Annotated in this window: 12 protein-coding genes; 2 read left to right on the top strand and 10 right to left on the bottom strand. The window is 67.7% G+C overall.

Annotated elements, in window-relative coordinates; genetic code table 11:
• Positions 1 to 104 precede the first annotated feature (104 nt).
• The 9 genes from mraY to GU927_RS15635 all read right to left on the bottom strand — a co-directional run bounded on the left by mraY (position 105) and on the right by GU927_RS15635 (position 9,992).
• The gene (gene mraY / locus GU927_RS15675; protein WP_161763407.1) at positions 105 to 1,187 is read right to left on the bottom strand and encodes a phospho-N-acetylmuramoyl-pentapeptide-transferase; all 1,083 of its coding nucleotides are present in this window, start codon (positions 1,185 to 1,187) and stop codon (positions 105 to 107) included.
• Positions 1,188 to 2,630, bottom strand: a complete 1,443-nt coding sequence (locus GU927_RS15670) for a UDP-N-acetylmuramoyl-tripeptide--D-alanyl-D-alanine ligase (RefSeq protein WP_394357682.1) — start codon at positions 2,628 to 2,630, stop codon at positions 1,188 to 1,190.
• On the bottom strand, positions 2,630 to 4,108 hold the full coding sequence (locus GU927_RS15665) for a UDP-N-acetylmuramoyl-L-alanyl-D-glutamate--2,6-diaminopimelate ligase (RefSeq protein ID WP_161763406.1): 1,479 nt from the start codon (positions 4,106 to 4,108) through the stop codon (positions 2,630 to 2,632). Before GU927_RS15665 ends, GU927_RS15670 begins: the two co-directional genes overlap by 1 nt.
• 18 nt (positions 4,109 to 4,126) lie before the next feature.
• The gene (locus GU927_RS15660) at positions 4,127 to 5,914 is read right to left on the bottom strand and encodes a peptidoglycan D,D-transpeptidase FtsI family protein (RefSeq protein WP_161763405.1); all 1,788 of its coding nucleotides are present in this window, start codon (positions 5,912 to 5,914) and stop codon (positions 4,127 to 4,129) included.
• Entirely contained in the window at positions 5,911 to 6,297 is a 387-nt protein-coding gene (ftsL, locus tag GU927_RS15655; protein ID WP_161763404.1) for a cell division protein FtsL, read from the bottom strand. The genes GU927_RS15660 and ftsL overlap by 4 nt, the downstream gene beginning before the upstream one ends.
• Positions 6,297 to 7,301 (bottom strand): 16S rRNA (cytosine(1402)-N(4))-methyltransferase RsmH, encoded by a 1,005-nt coding sequence (rsmH, locus tag GU927_RS15650; RefSeq protein ID WP_161763403.1) that lies wholly within the window; start codon positions 7,299 to 7,301, stop codon positions 6,297 to 6,299. The genes ftsL and rsmH overlap by 1 nt, the downstream gene beginning before the upstream one ends.
• A 3-nt stretch (positions 7,302 to 7,304) precedes the next feature.
• Positions 7,305 to 7,811 carry a division/cell wall cluster transcriptional repressor MraZ gene (gene mraZ, locus GU927_RS15645; RefSeq protein ID WP_161763402.1) on the bottom strand — a complete coding sequence of 169 codons (507 nt, stop codon included), beginning with the start codon at positions 7,809 to 7,811 and terminating at the stop codon, positions 7,305 to 7,307.
• 666 nt (positions 7,812 to 8,477) lie between these two features.
• Positions 8,478 to 8,678, bottom strand: a complete 201-nt coding sequence (locus tag GU927_RS15640) for a hypothetical protein (RefSeq protein WP_161763401.1) — start codon at positions 8,676 to 8,678, stop codon at positions 8,478 to 8,480.
• Positions 8,679 to 8,918: 240 nt separating this feature from the next.
• A complete protein-coding gene (locus tag GU927_RS15635; RefSeq protein WP_161763400.1) occupies positions 8,919 to 9,992 on the bottom strand; it encodes an Mrp/NBP35 family ATP-binding protein in 1,074 nt (357 codons plus the stop codon).
• A 257-nt stretch (positions 9,993 to 10,249) separates the two neighbouring features.
• On the opposite strand from GU927_RS15635, the gene GU927_RS15630 reads away from it, so the two are divergent.
• Both GU927_RS15630 and GU927_RS15625 read left to right on the top strand, forming a co-directional pair.
• Complete coding sequence (locus GU927_RS15630; protein ID WP_161763399.1) at positions 10,250 to 10,465, top strand: DUF1127 domain-containing protein; 216 nt, start codon at positions 10,250 to 10,252, stop codon at positions 10,463 to 10,465.
• Between the two features lie 599 nt (positions 10,466 to 11,064).
• The gene (locus GU927_RS15625; RefSeq protein WP_161763398.1) at positions 11,065 to 12,219 is read left to right on the top strand and encodes a benzoate/H(+) symporter BenE family transporter; all 1,155 of its coding nucleotides are present in this window, start codon (positions 11,065 to 11,067) and stop codon (positions 12,217 to 12,219) included.
• A 104-nt stretch (positions 12,220 to 12,323) separates the two neighbouring features.
• On the opposite strand, the gene GU927_RS15620 is transcribed toward GU927_RS15625, so the two are convergent.
• Positions 12,324 to 14,795, bottom strand: coding sequence for an ATP-dependent helicase (locus GU927_RS15620; RefSeq protein WP_161763397.1), 2,472 nt, complete (start codon positions 14,793 to 14,795; stop codon positions 12,324 to 12,326).
• Between the last annotated feature and the right edge of the window lie 65 nt (positions 14,796 to 14,860).

Below are 14,860 nucleotides of genomic sequence, written 5' to 3'. Positions count from 1 at the left end.
TCGGTGGCCAACCGCCGATCGCCCCGCCCGCCAGATGGCAAAAGGCCGGCCCCGCAGGACCGGCCCCGTATCCAATCGCCGGATTCTCGCCGGAAAATCCGCCCTCACCGCACCTTCAGCGTCGCCAGACCCACCAGCGCAAGGATGAGAGAGATGATCCAGAACCGGATGACGATCTGCGGCTCGGCCCAGCCCTTCTTCTCGAAATGGTGGTGGATCGGCGCCATGAGAAAGACGCGCTTGCCCGTCCGCTTGTAATAGACGACCTGGATGATGACCGACAGCGCCTCGACCACGAACAGCCCGCCCACGATGGCCAGCACGATCTCGTGCTTGGTGCAGACGGCAATCGCCCCCAGCGCACCGCCCAGGGCCAGCGACCCCGTATCCCCCATGAACACCGCCGCAGGCGGGGCGTTGTACCACAAAAACCCCATCCCCCCGCCGAACAGCGCCGCGCAAAAGATCAAAAGCTCCCCCGTCCCGGGCACGAAATGCACGCCCAGATATTCGGTCCAGTTCGAATTGCCGACGACATAGGCGATCACCCCGAATGTCCCCGCCGCGATCATCACCGGCATGATGGCCAGCCCGTCCAGCCCGTCGGTCAGGTTCACCGCATTGGCCGCGCCCACGATCACCACCATCCCGAAGGGGATGAAGAACCACCACAGGTTCAACAGCGCATCCTTGAAGAAGGGAAAGGCCAGCTGATAGGTCAGCTCCGCCGGATGGAAGGCCGCCGCCGCAAAGGATGCCAGCGCCGCGATCACCAGACCGGCGGTGAACCGCACCCGCCCCGACACGCCCTTGGTGTTCTGCTTCGTCACCTTGGCATAGTCGTCGGCAAAGCCGATCAGGCCAAAGGCCAGCGTCACCAGCAGCACGATCCAGACATAGGGGTTATCCCACCGCGCCCACAGAAGCGTCGACACCATCAGCGCCGACAGGATCAGAAGTCCCCCCATCGTCGGCGTCCCCGCCTTGGCGAAATGGCTCTGCGGGCCGTCATCGCGGATGGGCTGGCCCTTCTTCTGCTTGCGGCGCAGCAGGTCGATCAGCGGCCGCCCGAAGACGAACCCGAAGATCAGCGCCGTCAGGAACGCGCCCCCCGCCCGCACCGTCTGGTAGCGGAACAGGTTGAAGATATCGCCCCCGTCCGAGAAGGCCGTCAGCCAGTAGAACATTCACTCTGCCCCTTTGTTCTTTGGCGCCACCGCCTGACCCAGTTTCCGCAAGCCGTCAACGACCAAACTGACCTTGGACCCTTTCGACCCCTTGACCAGCACGATATCCCCCGCATCGACCAGCGACCGTGGCCGTTCCGCCAGCGCCGCCGCCGTCTCGACCCATTCGCCCCGCTGCCCGCGCGGCAGCGCCTGCCACAGCGCGCGCATGCGCGGACCCACACAATGGATCACCGCCACCTTCTCCAGCCCCGGATGCCGCGCGATGGCCGCGTGCAACTCGGCCTCGGTCGGGCCAAGCTCCAGCATGTCGCCCAGAACCGCGATCCGCCGCCCCGCCGCCAGCCTGCCCACCCCGTTTTCCGGCACCGCCCCGATCAGCACATCCAGCGCCGCCGCCATGCTGGCCGGATTGGCGTTGAAGGCATCGTCGATCAGGTCGAATCCCACCTCCTCCAGCGTATCCATCACGATCCGCTCGCGCGTGCCGCGCCCCGTGGGCGGCGACCACTGGCCGATGTCGCAGGCCGCGATGGCCGGATCGCATCCCATCGCCTCGGCCACGGCCAGCGCGCCGGTCGCATTGGCCGCGAAATGCCGCCCCGGCGACAGCACCTTGAAAAGGATCGGCTCGCCCCGCCGCGTGGCACGCACCACCGTCGTCTCGTCCGCGATATCGACCGCCACGATGCGCCAGTCCGCCCCTTCGGACGTGCCGAACATCACCGCCCGCGCCCCCACCGCATCCGCCTTGGCCCGCAGGATCGGCGTCGTCGCGATATCCGCGTTCAGGACCGCCACCCCGCCCGGACGCAGACCTTCCAGGATCGACGCCTTCTCATGCGCGATCCCCTCGACGCTCTCGAACGCCTCCAGATGCGCGGGCGCGACCGTCGTGATCATCGCCACATCCAGATCGGCCATCCGCGCCAAGGGCGCGATCTCGCCGGGATGGTTCATCCCGATCTCGATCACCGCAAATTCCGTCTCTTGCGGCATCCGCGCCAGCGTCAGCGGCACGCCCCAATGGTTGTTGTAGCTGGCTTCGGCGGCATGCACCCGCCCCTGCCCGCCAAGGACGGCGCGCAGCATCTCCTTGGTCGATGTCTTGCCCACCGATCCGGTGATCCCCACCACCTTCGCCCGCGTCCGCGCCCGCGCCGCACGGCCCAACCCCTCCAGCGCGCGCAGCACATCGGGCACCACCAGCAAGGGCGCATCCGCCGCCACGCCCTCGGGGATACGGCTGACCATCGCCGCCGCCGCCCCCTTCTCCAGCGCGGCCGCCACGAAATCATGCCCGTCGCGCACATCCTTCAGCGCCACGAACAACTCCCCCGCCCGCAGCGTGCGCGTGTCGATCGACACCCCCGTCGCGGTCCACGGCTTCGTCACCCGCCCGCCCGTCGCCGCCGCCGCCTCGTCCGACCGCCACAACACCATCAGATCACCCCGTCCAAGGCGGCGACCGCAATGCTCGCCTGTTCCACATCGTCAAAGGGATAGATGTCGCCCGCGATCACCTGCCCCGTCTCGTGCCCCTTGCCCGCGATCAACAGCGCATCCCCGGGGCCCAGCGCATCGACCCCCCGCAGGATGGCCTCGGCGCGATCGCCCACCTCGTTCGCCTCGGGGCAGGCTTGCAGTATTTCTGCACGGATGGCCGCCGGATCCTCGCTCCGCGGGTTGTCGTCTGTCACAAACAGAACATCCGCATGCTCCCGCGCCGCCGCACCCATCAGCGGCCGCTTGGTCCGGTCCCGGTCGCCCCCCGCGCCAAAGACGATGACGATCCGCCCCATGACATGCGGCCTCAGCGCGCGCAGCGCCGTCGCAATCGCATCCGGCGTATGGGCGTAATCGACGAACACCGCCGCCCCGTTCGCCCGCGTCGCAGCGAGCTGCATCCGCCCCCGCACGCCCGTCAACTGCCCCAGCACGCGGAACACCGCCGCAGGCTCCTCGCCCGCCGCGATCACCAATCCGGCGGCCAGCGCCACATTCTCGGCCTGAAAACCCCCGATCAGCTCCAGCTTCACCTGCCAGGGCTGCCCCTGCCAGGCAAAGCGAACCTCCTGCCCCGTGGCCTCGGCCCGCTGCCCCAGCAGCCGCAGGTCGCAGCCCGCGCCATGGCCCACGGTCAGCACCCGCTGCCCCCGCGCCCGCGCCACCGCCACCATCCGCGCGCCCGTGGAATCGTTCATGTTCACGACCGCCACCCCCTCGGGCGGCAGCACGCGCGCGAAAAGCTGCGCCTTGGCCGCCTCATAGGCCTCCATCGTGCCGTGATAATCCAGATGGTCCTGCGTCAGGTTGGTGAACCCCGCCGCTGCCAGCCGCACCCCGTCCATCCGCCGCTGGTCCAGCCCGTGCGACGATGCCTCCATCGCCGCATGCGTCACCCCCGCCGCCGCCGCCTGCGCCAGCATGTCATGCAGGGTCACGCTGTCCGGCGTCGTATGGGCCGACGGCGCAACCCACGCCCCCTCGACCCCCGTCGTGCCGATATTGATCGCCTCATGGCCCAGCGCCATCCAGATCTGCCGCGTGAAGGTCGCCACGGATGTCTTGCCGTTCGTCCCCGTCACCGCAACCATCACCCCGGGCTGCGCCCCGGACCACAGCGCCGCCGCCCCCGCCAGCGCCGCGCGCACATCCTCGGCCACCACCAGCGCCGCCTCGCTGGACGCCAGCGCCTCCGCCGCGATCCGCGCACCCTCGGCATCGGTCAGCACCGCAGCCGCCCCCATCCGCAGCGCGGGCCCGATGAATTCGCCCCCGTGCAGCCGCGCCCCCGGCAGGGCCGCAAACAGGAACCCGTCCCGCACCGCGCGGCTGTCCAGCGTCACGCCCGTCAGAACCGGATCACGCCCGCCCCTTGCGGCAAGCCCCAGTTCCGAAAGTCGCTTCCCGCCCGCCATGCCGCACCCTTATCGCTGTCAGTTGGACACGGCTGTTAGCTCATCCACGGGGGGCGGTTCAACCACAGGGCGCAGCCCCAGCAGGGGCGCGGCGCGGCGGATGATCTCGCCCGCCACCGGCACCGCCGTCCAGCCCGCCGTCCGGCGCGGCTCGCTGCCCGTGGTCTCCACCGGCTCGTCCAGCGTGACGACCAGAACGTAACGCGGATTGTCGGCAGGGAACATGCTGGCAAAGGTATTGACCACCTTGTCGGTGTCATAGCCGCCCGCCTTGTTGGGCTTTTCCGCCGTGCCGGTCTTGCCCGCCACCTGATAGCCCTCGACATCGCCCAGCGTCGCCGTCCCGTGCGCCACCACGCCGCGCAGCATCCGCATCGCGTCGCGCGCCGTTTCCTCGTCCATCACGCGCGGCCCGTTCTGCGGCACGCCGCCATGCAGCAGCGTCGGCGTCACCTTCACCCCGCCATTGGCGATGGTGGCATAGGCCGCCGCCAGATGCATCGGACTGGCCGAAATCCCGTGGCCATAGCTTGTGGTGATGGTCGTGATGTCCGGCCATTTCTTCGGCACGATGGGCTTGGCCCCCGGCGCCTCGACCAGCTCCACCGGCGTGGGGTCAAAGAACCCCAGCGACTGCAGAAACGCCTGCTGCCGCTCCGCCCCGATCATCAGCGCAAGGTTGGCCGTCCCGACGTTGGACGACTTCACGATCACATTCTCGACCGACAGCAGCGGGCCGTAATTCTTGTTCTGGAACTCCTTGATCGTGAACCGCCCCCAGCGCCGCGGCGCATTGGCATCCACCATCGTATCGGGTTCCACCAGACCAAGGTTCAGCGCATTGGCCACGGTGAAAATCTTGAACGTGGAGCCCAGTTCGTACACCCCCTGCACCGCGCGGTTGAACAGCGGGCTGTCGCCGGGTTCCCCCTTGACCAGCGGATTGGGCCGGTCATTCGGATCAAAGGCAGGCAGCGACGCCAGCGACAGGATCTCCCCCGTCTTCACATCCATCAGGATCGCCGCCGCCCCCTTGGCATTCAGCATCGTCATGCCGGTGCCCAGAATCTCCTCCACCGCCGCCTGCAGCGTCAGGTCCAGCGACAGTTCCAGCGGCGTGCCCGCCTGCGCCGGATCGCGCAGCCGCGCATCCAGCGCCTTCTCGATCCCCGCCGTCCCGATCACCTCGGCGCTCGACACGCCCTCGGCCCCGAAACTGGCGCCACCCAGCACATGCGCGGCCAGTTGGCCATTGGGATAAAGCCGCATCTCGCGCGGCCCGAACAGCAGGCCGGGATCGCCGATCTCGTGCACGCGCTGCATCTGCTCGGGGCTCATCACCCGCCGGATCCACAGGAAAGACCGCCCGTCCGTCAGCCGCCGCTCCATCGCCACGGGGTCGATCTCGGGAAAGATCTTCGCCAGTTCCCGCGACACGCGCGCCGGATCGACCATGTCCCGCGGCTGGGCATAAAGCGCATAGGTCTGCATGTTGGTCGCCAGAATCCGCCCGTTGCGGTCGGTGATATCCGCCCGCGTCGCCAGAATCTGCGCCCCCGCCGCCGCCGATCGCGGCTCCATCGGCTCGGTCGCGGCCAAAAGCCCCATCCGCGCGCCGATCGTGGTGAAGGCCGCAAGGAAACCAAGGCTCAGGAACAAAAGCCGCACCTCGGCCCGCGCGCGGCTCTTGTCCCGCATCGCCTCATGCCGCAGGCGCAGGTTCTCGCGTTCGATGGTGTCGGGGTTCTCGCCCTTCTGGCGGGCCGACAGGATGCGGGCAAGCGGGCGGAGCGGTGTGCGGATCATGGAAACTGCCCATCCGGTGCGGTGTTGGTCGTCTGTCCGGTCACCTCGACCGGATCGGTGATGGCGGGAAACCCGTCCTCGCCCGGCAGGATCACGGGCGCCGGATAGGCCACCTGCGCCGCCGCCCCGAACTGCGTGGGCTCCAGCGGCAACAGCCCCAGCCGGTCGAAATTCAGCGTGGCCAGCTCGCGCAGACGGTCGGGCCGGTTCAGATATGCCCACTCCGCCCGCTGCAGCGCCAGCGCCTCGCGCAGCGCCGCGATCTCGTCCTGCAACCGCCCCATGTCGCGCAGCGCGGCCTGCGTGGCGTAATTCTCGCGATAGGCCCAGAAGGCCAGACCCATTACGGCAAGGAAGGACAACACGAAAAACACGGGGCGCATCAGCGGCGTCCTTTCTTCGGCTGGATCACCGGCAGGCCCAGCGCCTCGGGCGCGATGGCCTGCGGCGGGGCATCGGTGCGGCGCGCGACCCGCAGCTTGGCACTGCGCGCGCGGGGATTTTCGGCAAGCTCCACGTCATCCGGCCCCACGGCCTTGCGCGTGACCATCTCCCAGCGCGCGGTGCTGCCCGCCTTGGCGGGGGCATAGCGGTTGGCATTGGCCTCTGCCCCGCTCGCGATCTGGAAAAAGCGTTTGACGATCCGGTCCTCCAAACTGTGGAACGTCACCACCGCCAGCCGCCCGCCGGGTTTCAGCGCGCGCTCGGCGGCCTGCAATCCCTCGGCCAGTTCGTGGAATTCGGTATTCACGGCAATCCGGATCGCCTGGAAGGACCGCGTCGCCGGATGGCTCTGCCCGGGCTTGGGGCGCGGCAGGCATTTCGCCACGATCTCGGCCAGCCGCAGCGTCGTGGTGATCGGCTCCACCGCCCGCGCCTCCACGATCGCCCGCGCGATCCGGCGCGAGGCCCGCTCCTCGCCGTAATGGTAAAGGATATCCGCCAGAACGCCCTCGGCCGCCGTATTCACCAGATCGGCCGCACTCTCGCCCGACTGGCTCATCCGCATGTCCAAGGGGCCGTCCTTCTGGAAGGAAAACCCCCGCTCCGCCAGATCAAGCTGCATGGACGACACGCCAAGGTCCAGCACGACCCCGTCCAGCATCCCGCCCGCATGGACATCCAGCTCCGAGAAATTCCCCGCCACCAGCCGGAGCCGGTCGCCATACTCCCCCGCCCAGGCGGCAGCCATCTGCAAGGCCAGCGGATCGCGGTCCACCCCCGTCACCCGCGCCGCCCCTGCCTCCAACAGCCCGCGCGCATAGCCGCCCGCGCCAAAGGTGCCGTCCAGCCACGCGCCCGTCACAGGCGCCACCGCCGCCAGCAACGGGCGCAGCAGGACCGGGATATGGGGGGTGCGACCGGTATTCTGATCGCTGACGGCCAAGGCTCAGACCTCCGGCACGTCGCCGCCCAGAAGCGACAGGATGTCCATGTCCGCAGGCAGCGCCGCCAGCTCCTCTTCCGCCGCGCGGCGGATCTCGGCCTCGTAAGTCTCGGATTTCCACAGCTGGAACGTGTCCAGCGCGCCGGCAAAGACCGCCTCGCCCGCCTCGGACGACAGCCCCGTCTTTTCCCGCACCTTGGGCGGCAGCACGATCCGCCCGTCATCGTCGATCTCCAGCGTGACCGACAGGGTGACCATGTTACGCTCCAGCAGGCGCCGCTGCATCGACCCCAGCGGCAGCTTGCGGATCATCGCCTCCAGACGCTGCGCGCCCGCGACGGTGTAGCATTCCGCAAATTTCCGGCGCTCGTCGCCATAGACGATCACGATGCGCTTGCGGGTGGCATCAGGGTCTCCGGCCTCCAGCACACGGCGAAAGGCCGCCGGGATCGAAACCCGGGCCTTACCGTCCACCTTCTGGGTGAACTCGCCTCTGAACGCCTCCGACATGGGCCTTCCGGCCTCCTCGTGCAGCCCGTCGTTGCTCCGTCAGGCCCCTGTCCGGATCATCCGGACCCTGAAACGGAAACGGCGGATCGAGCTGCTGCCACTGCTCGATCCGCCGCCTGTCCCATCGCTGGGCGTCCAGCTACGCGCGCCACCTGGGGGAGATGTCTGCTCGCTCGCGCGCCGGATCTCTCATGTTCGGATGAAGGCGGGTGCCTGTATGAAGCCTGCTTTCGCCTGTTCGGGGTCTTGAAGCCGCCCCTGCTTTTCAACGTTCCGCTTCATCCGTCGTGAGTTAGGGATGCCACGGGATTTCATGGGAAGCAATGGAAATCTTCGGTCAAAAACGGGCACATCTTGTCCCGAACCCTCTGCCGGAACAGCATCTTGTGGGCAAAAGGCAGTCCTGCCGCCGATTAGTTGCGAGTATGGTTCACGAACTCACAACATATAGTGACCACTGATGAGTGGCGCCCTTTCCCACCCCATCCCAATTTTTTTTCATCCATCCGTCAGAACGGGTCAAAAACGCCGAAAGACACGGGATCACAGCCCCCTGAAACGCGAAAATCCGGGGGGCGTCCCCGGATTTCCCGTCATTTCCCGTGCCGGTGATTCGCGTCCCGCGCCATCCCGCAGCATCGCGCAATCGCGATCCCGCGGCGGGCGTCAGTTCTCCACGGGCTGGCAGATCGGGTTGCCCGCGCCGTCATGATCCACGACCACGCATTCCGACCCGTCCGACAGGATCAGCACCGTCCCGATGGCGATGGCGGTCGCCCGCCCGCTGCCGCCGCGCTTCTTCTTCTCGATCTCCTGCGGCGCGATGATGGCGGCGATGTCGGGGATCGGCGGCAGGTCGATGCTCATGCGGGCGTCCTTTCGCAAAGGCGGGCGCGGTCTGCGCCCCTTCTCCCGATGTGGGAAGCCCGCCCCCGCCCGTCCAGCCTGTCAGGGCCGCAATCCGGCCCCACTGTGCGCCAGCGCACCCTTAACCATGATCCGCCCCCGCCGACTGCCGGAATTTGTATGTACACCTGTCTGCACAACCGTCTGCACAGCCGCCGGTACAACCCGTTTCCGCCAACCCCTTGCCCCGCCAGCGAAACCTTACGCCATCCCCCCCGCGATCAGCCCCCGCGCCAGCCGCGCATAGGCCTCGGCCTCGGGCGCGTCGGTCGCGGCAATCGGCGTGCCCGCATCCCCCGCCTGACGCACGGAAAGCGCCAGCGGCAACTCGCCCAGGAACGGCAGGCCCAGCTTGGCCGCCTCGGCCTTCACCCCGCCATGGCCGAAAATCTGCGTCTCGTGCCCGCAATTGGGGCAGCAGAAGGTCGACATGTTCTCGATCAGGCCCAGCACCGGCACCTTCAGTTTGCTGAACATGTCCAACGCCTTGCGCGCATCCAGCAGCGCCACGTCCTGCGGGGTGGACACCACCAGCGCCCCCGTCAGCTGCGTCCGCTGCGCCAGCGACAGCTGGATATCCCCCGTCCCCGGTGGCAGGTCGATGATCAGGATGTCCAGCTTCCCCCAGGCCACCTGCCCCAGCAATTGCTGCAAGGCCCCCATGATCATCGGCCCCCGCCAGATCACCGCCTCGTCCTCTTTCAGCATGAGCCCGATCGACATCATCGTCACGCCATGTGCCTGCAAAGGCTCGATGATTTTCCCGTCAGGGCTGGCGGGTCGCTTGCTGACCCCCATCATCCGCGGCTGGCTCGGCCCGTAGATATCGGCATCCAGCAGCCCCACCTTCCGCCCTTGCCGCGCCAGCGCCACGGCAAGGTTCGACGACACGGTCGACTTGCCCACGCCCCCCTTGCCCGACGCCACCGCGATGATCCGGTCCACGCCCGACACCTTCTGCGGCCCGCCCTGCTGCGGCGTCGGATGCTGCCCGATCTTCAGCGAAGGCGCCGCAGGCTTGGCCGCCGGACCATGCGCCGTCATCACCAACTGCACCGATGCAACCCCCGGCACGGCCCGCACCGCCGCCTCCGCCGCCGCCTGCACGGGGCCCAGCGCCCGCGCCGCCTCGGGGCTTTCCGCCTCGATCACAAAGCGCACCGCGCCGCCCTCGACCGTCAAGGCGCGAATCAAATCGCGCGACACCAGATCGCCGCCGCCCGGCAGGCCGACACCGGCCAGAGCCCGCATGATTAACTCCCGCGAAACCGACATCCGTTCTTCTCCCGCACAAGGTTTCGGCAAACCTCGCCATCTTTGCGGCGCTCGGCAAGGCCGCGTTGACCATTTGCTCAATTTTCGGGCGAAACCAATGAAATTAATGACGTTTTTGTGACATCCAGCCATGCATTTGCTGCAAGGCAGCATTGCGGAGGCGGGCTATTGTGCACCTGCAGCAATTGCCCCATGTTTCCGTTAACGGCGCAACAGAACGCTGTCCGACACCGTGTAGCAAACTGAGGCTGATCGAAATGGCTTATGTAAACTCTTCCCGCGCCGCGTCCTTCTCGCTGGCTGACCGCTTCTCGGGCTATGTCGCCCAGTTCAAAGCGCACCTCGCCCGCCGCGCCGTGTACAACCAGACCGTCCGCGAGCTTCTCGTGCTTTCGGACCGCGAACTGTCCGATCTGGGCATCTCGCGCAACGACATCCGCTCGGTGGCCCACGAAGCCGCCTATGGCAAATAAGGTTTCTTGCTGAACCCCACCTCCTCCCGGGGTTCTTGGCAAAAGCGGCGGCGCTTCTCCTCCTCCCTGGCGTCGCCGCACTTTGACTCGGATGTCGCGCCCCGGCGCTGACGTCCAAACCGATCCGAAGTCCCCCTCCTCCTCCCTGGGGACACGGAAACGCGGCGGTCCCCTCCTCCTCCCTGGGACCGCCGCACAAAATTCCGGGACCGACGGTCCCACCGGTGTACGACGGGCCCTCTCCTCCTCCCTCGGGCCTGCCGGACCTGCGGCGGTCCCCTCCTCCTCCCTGGGATCGCCGCCATTCCATTCGGGGCCACCTGCCCCACGCCCGTGCGACAGACCCTCCTCCTCCTCCCTGAGGGTCATCGGACCGGCGGCGGTTCCCACCTCCTCCCGGGAACCGCCGCATCCTTTCCGGGGGCAGCCCCCCCCCCCACGATGTGCGACCGGCCCTCTCCTCCTCCCTCGGGCCGGACGGACCAGGCGGCGACCCCCTCCTCCCTCTCGGGGTCGCCGCATCCGTCCTGCGCCGCTTGCATCCCGCATCCCCGCCGCCGATAGTCCGCCGCAACAGCGAAGCAGACCCGACAGGACCGATGCGCCCCTCCCTCTTTTCCGCCGCCCTCGTCGCGGCCCTCGTGGGCTACGGCTCCACCATCGCGCTGGTCCTCGCCGCCGCCGCCGCACTGGGGGCGACACCGGACCAGACGGCAAGCTGGGTGATGGGTGTCTGCTTCGCCAAGGCGGCAGGCTCGGCACTGCTCTCCACATGGCACCGCGTTCCGGTGGTGCTGGCATGGTCCACCCCGGGCGCCGCGCTGATCGCCGCCTCCTCCGGCTATGGCATGGCCGAGGGCGTGGCCGCCTTCATCCTCGCAGGGCTTCTCATCGCCGCCACCGGACTGATCCGCCCGCTCGGGGGCCTCGTGGCGCGCATCCCCGACGGCATCGCCGCTGCCATGCTGGCGGGCGTGCTGCTGCCCTTCGTGCTCAAAGGCGCCGGCGCGCTGGCCGCTGCCCCGCTTCTGGTCGCGCCCATGGTGGCACTCTTCGCCCTCGTCCGGCTCTCCAACCCCGCGCTGGCCGTGCTGGCCGCGCTTGCCGCGGGCCTTGCCACCGCCTTCTCCACGGGCGCGGCGCTGCTGCCCGCCCTGCCGCCGGTGCCGCCCGTCCCCGTTCTGGTGGCACCCGCCTTCGACTGGGCCGCGCTGATCGGCCTTGGCCTGCCGCTCTACCTCGTCACCATGGCCTCGCAGAACCTGCCGGGCTTCGCCACCATGCGCGCCGCAGGATTCGAACCGCCTGTCGCCCCCGCCCTGACCGTGACCGGCCTGATCTCGGCGGCCACCGCGCTCATGGGCGCGCATACGGTGAACATGGCCGCCATCACCGCCGCCATCTGCATGGGCGACGACGTGCACCCTGACCGGTCGCAACGCTGGAAGGTGGGGCTGGCCTATGCCGCGGTCTGGGTCGTGCTGGGACTGACCGGCCCTGTCGTCATCGCCATCCTCAACGCCCTGCCTCCCGCGCTGATGACGGCCCTTGTCGCGCTGGCGCTTCTGGGCCCGCTGACGGGCGCGCTGACGGGGGCCTTCGCCACGCCCGACCAACGCTTCCCCGCCACCCTCACCCTTGCCGTGACCGGCGCAGGCGTGGCCTTCGCAGGCATCGGCGCGGCCTTCTGGGGGCTGCTGGCAGGGCTGGCGATCTGGGCGCTGGAGCGTCTGGCCCGGAAGGGCGTTTCCTGACGCAGGAAACGCGCCGATTTCTGACGCAGAAATCGGACCCCCGACGTCTGGCCCCGTTTTCTGCGTGCAGAAAACGCCGCGATTTCTGTGTCAGAAATCGCGGCTCAGAACGGCACCTCGTCCGCGTCATCCGCATCGACGACGAACCCCGCCACGACCTTCTTGATCCCCGCCTTCGAAAAATCGATCTCCAGCTTGTCGCCTTCCAGACCGATCACGATGCCATAGCCGAACTTGCGGTGGAACACGCGGTCCCCTTCGGTAAAGGCCGGTACCGCCGTCGCGTCGATCACCACCCCCCGCGCCTCGCGCGGCTGCGACACGCCCCGCGTCTGCACGCGGTCCTGCATCCGCTTCCAGCCGGGCGAGTTGTAGACATCCGCCTTCGAAATCCGGTCATCCATGCTGGAGACATAGGGGGCCGCCGCCCCGAAGCCGCCGCCATAAAGCCCCGGCGGCGTCAGCACCTCGACATGCGCGGCCGGCAATTCGTCGATGAAGCGGCTGGGCAACTGGCTCTGCCATTGCCCGTAAACCCGCCGGTTCGACGCGAAGGAGATGGTGCACAGCTCCTCGGCCCGCGTGATGCCGACATAGGCCAGACGCCGCTCCTCCTCCAACCCCTTCAACCCGCTCTCGTCCATGCTGCGCTGGCTGGGGAACAACCCGTCCTCCCACCCCGGCAGGAACACCACCGGAAACTCCAGACCCTTGGCGGCGTGCAGCGTCATGATGCTGACCTTCTCGCCCGCCTCCTCGGTCTCGTTGTCCATGATGAGGGCAACGTGTTCGAGGAAGCCTTGCAGATTGTCGAACTGCTCCAGTGCCTTGACCAGTTCCTTCAGGTTCTCCAGCCGCCCCGGCGCCTCGGGTGTCTTGTCGTTCTGCCACATCTCGGTGTAGCCGGATTCCTCCAGAATCATCTCGGCCAGCCGCACGTGATCCATCGCCGGCGCCACCGCGCCAATGGGCTCCAGCAGGTCGTCATCCCCCGCCACCCGCACCGCATCCAGCGTCAGCGCGTGCCAGCGGTCGATCCCTTCGACAAAGGCCCGCAACTGCCCCGCGCCCTTGCCGCCGATCCCGCCATTGGCCACCAGCTCGCGCGCGCCCTCGTGCAGGGACACGCCCGACAGCCGCGCCGTCCGCTGGATATCCGCCTGCGCCTTGTCCCCCAGTCCCCGCTTGGGGACATTCACCACCCGCTCGAAGGCCAGATCGTCCTCCGGACTGACCGCCAGCCGGAAATAGGCCATCGCATCGCGGATTTCCTGCCGCTCATAGAATCGCGGGCCCCCGATCACCCGATAGGGCAGCCCGATCGTCAGGAACCGGTCCTCGAAGGCCCGCATCTGGTGGGATGCCCGCACCAGAATCGCCTGCCCGTCCAGCCCCACAGGGTCCATCCCCCGCGTGCCGCGCTGCACCGCCTCGATCTCTTCCCCGATCCAGCGCGCCTCTTCCTCGCCGTCCCAATGGCCGATCAGCCGGACCTTGTGGCCCTCCTTCACCTCGGTCCACAGCGTCTTGCCCAACCGCCCCGCATTCCCCGCGATCACGCCTGACGCCGCCGCCAGAATATGGGGCGTGGATCGGTAATTCTGCTCCAGCCGCACCACCACGGCGCCGGGAAAATCCTTCTCGAACCGCAGGATGTTGCCCACCTCGGCCCCGCGCCAGCCATAGATCGACTGGTCGTCATCCCCCACGCAGCAGATGTTGCGATGCGCCTGCGCCAGAAGCCGCAGCCACAGATACTGGCAGACGTTGGTGTCCTGATACTCGTCGACGAGGATGTATTTGAACCGTCGCTGATACTGCTCCAAAACGTCAGGGCACGTTTTGAAGAGATGAACACAGTAGTTAAGAAGGTCGCCGAAATCGACCGCGTTGAGCGCCAAGAGCCGACTTTGATACGCGCGATAGACCTGCGTTACTTTCCGCTTTGCACCAGTTCCGCCCATGAATGACGGCACATTTCCGATATTCGGCGTCAACCAGACTTCAGGGTCCTCGGAAGCCGGAACCTCATCTGGAGACCAAGCGCGGTTCTTGTAACTGTCGATGTGATGCAAGAACCAACGCTCGTTCCAGCGCTTACGGTCGATGTGCTCGGCGTCCAGCAACTGCTTGACCAGCCTTGCTTGGTCATCCGTATCCAGAATGGTGAAGTTCGACTTCAACCCCACCAGTTCCGCATGCCGCCGCAGGATCTTGACCGACAGCGAATGGAAGGTGCCCATCCACGCCATCCCCTCGGCCACCTCGCCCAGCATCCGCCCGACACGCAGCTTCATCTCGCGCGCGGCCTTGTTGGTGAAGGTCACCGCCAGAATCTCGTTCGGCCTTGCCCGCCCCGTCCGCAACAGATGCACGATCCGCGCCGTCAGCGCCTTGGTCTTTCCCGTCCCCGCCCCTGCCAGCATCAGGACGGGGCCGTCCAGCGCCTCCACCGCCGCGCGCTGCGCGGGGTTCAGATCGTCCAGATAGGGCGCCCCCCGCCCCGCCATCATGGCCCGCTGCGAAAGCGGAATGGCGGGGGCGTCGAAGCTGTCGGGATGGTCGAAATCGCTCATGCCCCGAACCCTAGCGCCTCTGGCGGCAAAGGAAAAGAGTTCACCGAATGTTCGCCTTTTCCCAC

Source organism: Paragemmobacter amnigenus (genome assembly GCF_009908265.2).
Classification (GTDB): Bacteria; Pseudomonadota; Alphaproteobacteria; order Rhodobacterales; family Rhodobacteraceae; genus Paragemmobacter; species Paragemmobacter amnigenus.
The sequence above is the reverse complement of the archived record's forward strand: the minus strand, read 5'-3'. Positions and strand labels throughout refer to the sequence as shown.